6 protein-coding genes are annotated in these 2,883 nt (G+C 41.9%); all 6 read left to right on the top strand.

All coding sequences use genetic code 11. The annotated features are described in order from the left end of the window. Positions 1–210: 210 nt before the first annotated feature. Positions 211–528, top strand: a complete 318-nt coding sequence (locus tag IQ257_RS30555) for a DUF4058 family protein (RefSeq protein ID WP_322744508.1) — start codon at positions 211–213, stop codon at positions 526–528. Positions 529–736: 208 nt separating this feature from the next. Beyond that, on the top strand, positions 737–973 hold the full coding sequence (locus IQ257_RS29255) for a DUF4160 domain-containing protein (protein ID WP_193878089.1): 237 nt from the start codon (positions 737–739) through the stop codon (positions 971–973). Then, positions 954–1,259 (top strand): DUF2442 domain-containing protein, encoded by a 306-nt coding sequence (locus IQ257_RS29260; RefSeq protein ID WP_193878090.1) that lies wholly within the window; start codon positions 954–956, stop codon positions 1,257–1,259. Before IQ257_RS29255 ends, IQ257_RS29260 begins: the two co-directional genes overlap by 20 nt. A 169-nt stretch (positions 1,260–1,428) precedes the next feature. Then, positions 1,429–1,863: a Panacea domain-containing protein gene (locus tag IQ257_RS29265; protein WP_193878119.1), complete on the top strand. Its 435-nt coding sequence runs from the start codon at positions 1,429–1,431 to the stop codon at positions 1,861–1,863. A gap of 2 nt (positions 1,864–1,865) precedes the next feature. Next, positions 1,866–2,285, top strand: a complete 420-nt coding sequence (locus IQ257_RS29270) for a hypothetical protein (protein WP_193878091.1) — start codon at positions 1,866–1,868, stop codon at positions 2,283–2,285. Between the two features lie 167 nt (positions 2,286–2,452). Next, positions 2,453–2,614: a hypothetical protein gene (locus tag IQ257_RS29275; protein ID WP_193878123.1), complete on the top strand. Its 162-nt coding sequence runs from the start codon at positions 2,453–2,455 to the stop codon at positions 2,612–2,614. Positions 2,615–2,883 lie beyond the last annotated feature (269 nt).

Consider the following 2,883-nt stretch of genomic DNA (forward strand, 5'->3'; position numbering starts at 1 on the left):
CTGTTGATTCATTGAGTCAAATCTTGGCTCCGTTAATTAACTAAGTATTTTTACTCAGCCAATACCTCGTTTTAGCGAGCGCCCTTCATACTTCAGTTATACTACATTTTGAAGTGCGGAATGTGGGCTAGAAGCATTGAAAAAAGCACCCCATATTTCTGGGGTGTTTCTTATTTTTGTATTGCTCAATCGTCTTCACAGGCATCTCCGGTGCCGGCAAATCTTCACTCATTACGAGGAGTACAAGAATATTGGATTATTGATTGGCAGTTGCAACAAATTGAAATGTACCGACGCGAACAAGCAAGTTTAAGACTTATTGTGGTAAGTCATAGCGAAACTCGTCCAAGCGATGCTCTTTATGGGTTTAATTTGCAAGATGGGATTCCTGAATTTCTAGTGCCGCTAAAAGCTAGTGAACCGGAACAAATGATTGACCTAAAGCCATTGCTCGATGAGATCTATGACCAGGGAAGCTATGACTTAAGGATTGATTACAGCCGCCCCCTCTCCCAAGCGATCGCTTAATCATCTTTGCAGGTGTCTCCGGTAGTAACGAGTAGTACAAGCTTTGCCAATGCCCGGTGTCATTGAGGTTAGTACAGATACACAAAAAAGACTATTCTTTTAAGGAGCTGGAGCGATCGCACGAGTTACATTTGCGCTACATTGCCTAATTGACGAGTCTAAAACTATATCTGATACTTGATAGCAAGCCTTAATCTGCATCTGAAGTATGCCTACTGTTCTTCAGGTTGGCCCTTACAGCTTTATCTTTTTTAGCTCTGATCGGGGGGAACCTGCTCACATTCACGTTAAACGAGATCGGCAAATTGTCAAATTTTGGTTGGAACCTGTCTCTTTAGAGAAGAATCGAGGCTTTAAGGAACACGAATTGAATCAAATTGCTAGGCTAGTCGAAGAATATCAAACCGTTTTGTTGGATGCGTGGTATGACTACTTTAACACTTGAGATAGAACCCATTGCTAGCGAAGTTAGCATCACTGATGAGAGGCTGATTGTAGATCTAGTTGATGGTCGAATCCTGAGTGTTCCTTTAGCTTGGTATCCGCGCTTGATGCACGCTTCACCCGCAGAACGGGACAATTGGCAATTACTAGGCGATGGCTATGCGATTGAGTGGATTGATTTAGATGAGCATATTGGACTTGAGGGGTTATTGGCAGGTAGACGGAGTGGTGAAAGTCAGCAATCATTTGAGCGTTGGTTAGCGACACGCAATACCTCTGTTGGTTGACACCAAATGCATTAGTTCAACATGGTGTTAAGGATTAAGAAGTATTTAAGTTGAATGCTCAAACTCCGGGCTAAGAACTTCAAAAGCGGTGAGCGAATAAATTACATTTGTGCTACATTAGAATTGAGTAATGTATTGGATATACCACCTCTTGCAGCAGGTGTTGCTTATGTATAAGGCACTGGATATAGCCAAATATTTTATCAAACTTGCCTCTCCTGAAGAGGAAGACTGGATAACAAACTTAAAGCTTCAGAAGTTGCTTTACTATGCACAAGGTTTTCACTTAGCTTTGTATGATAAGCCTCTATTTAATGAGCAAATCGAAGCTTGGCATTATGGTCCTGTTGTGCCAGAAGTTTATCATACCTACAAGGAGTTCAAGACAAAGCCGATTCCACAACCTGAAGATTTCAACTTGGACGAGTACGACCAAGAGATACAAGAATTGCTTGATGAAGTCTATGAAGTGTATGGGCAATACACAACTCCAGCTCTAGCACATTTTACTCACCAAGAACTACCTTGGAAGAATACTCCCACTGGTGATGAGATATCACACTCGCTACTGAAGGCGTACTTTGAAACTCAACTTATTAAGTAGTTATGGGGAGGATAAAAGGTAAGGAGCCTAAAAAGGGAAAACGCCTTGCACCGCCTCCCCAAGTACCTCCTCTTCCCAATTACGACTCAGAACCTCCAGTTTTCTGCTTTCGTTATCTTGATAAAACCTATGGCTTGGATAGCTGTACGAAGGATGAAAAAGCTGCTTTAGTTTCTACACTATACAAGTTGAGTCAGTTATCCTGGAAGGAACTTCGGCTTCAGCCACGTCATGGACTTGGATATGAATTGATTTCTCGAAATAGCATTAGTGTGGGAATTCCCAAGCATATTACTGAGGATGTAGATATTATTGCATTCCGTTTCAAGAGAAAAGCACCAATGGTTGGTTATCGGGATAGGGAAATTTTTAGAATCGTATGGCTAGATCGAGATTTTACCTTATACGATCATGGTGGTTAAACTCGTCCTAAAATAAGGCTTGCCACCACGCTTACCTGGTTCAATTGTGATGATGTTACGATAACTTATAACTAAGTTAGGTTGAGTGTCTTATTAACATAAGTCTAGCCCAAGGACAATAGTGGGGAATCTAACGGCTGAACAACCTAAAGAATATTGATCTGGAATTGCCGTGCGATCACTTAATTGTTTTTACAGGCGTCTTTGGTAGTATAGCTCTCCTACAGCAACGGCAGCAGCAAGCCCAAGAAGTTCGCAGGATAAACGAAGCAAGATTTGACCCACAAGGGTTGCGTGATAGCTTGCTTGCTCGCAAAGCTCAATCTTGACAAAAATCTAACAGCAGTGCTAAGTTACTAAGTAAAGCAGCTCAGAGAGCAACGCAAGTGAATGCTTGAGTTTTCGTCTCATGAGCAGCACCTCTGAACCTTGACTCAGCATAAAGTTATTACCCTGGTCTAGTATTTATCTCAGGGTAAGCTCATCTAATTTGGTATAAATTGTACTTGACAAGGAGAGTCGAGGTGGATGGGTGAGGTAACCAGTTATCCTAATCTTTGTCCCTATCGAGGAACCCACGGATATGTCTGGAGGCTTT

The organism is Coleofasciculus sp. LEGE 07092 (assembly GCF_015207375.1).
Classification (GTDB): Bacteria; Cyanobacteriota; Cyanobacteriia; order Cyanobacteriales; family Coleofasciculaceae; genus LEGE-07092.